This is a genomic window from Gardnerella sp. CCPDSM (genome assembly GCF_056754715.1).
Genome location: NZ_JBQEQO010000076.1, coordinates 1 through 445 on the forward strand (window position 1 = coordinate 1; position 445 = coordinate 445).

Genomic DNA, 445 nt, shown 5'->3' on the forward strand with positions numbered 1-445 from the left:
TTTTATTGCTTCTTTTTTGATCTATATGTCTGCTACTTCGCAATAGCTTTCCCATTAAGACAGTGCACCATGTAATGCGCAAATCCATCGTTTTTACAATTTACCTTCTTCTTATCTGAAACCTCGGTGACACCATTCTCACAATCTACTTCAAGGCTTGCATCCTTAGGTATTGTTCCTTCTAAAATACTCATGCCATTTAACGTATCAAGCGTACAAACATGAGTTACTTCTACGTTTGTTGCTGAAACCGACCCATTACAACATTTAAGAAAGACATCATCCGCCTTCAAATTAACAACTTCTACCTTGCCATTGTTCACTTCTACATAAAGCTTACCAATCTCAATATCCGTGATGAGCACTTGATTAGAATCAGATTCAACCTCACAAACTTCCACATCATGTGGCAAACTCACAACAATTTCAGGCATACCCTGAGTAA

General features: G+C 37.8%; 1 protein-coding gene. It reads right to left on the reverse strand.

All coding sequences use genetic code 11. From position 1 onward, the window contains the following. Nucleotides 1-32: 32 nt before the first annotated feature. The coding region (locus ACTJLE_RS06605) for a DUF4097 family beta strand repeat-containing protein (RefSeq protein ID WP_481267919.1) at nucleotides 33-445 on the reverse strand (413 nt) is incomplete at its 5' end.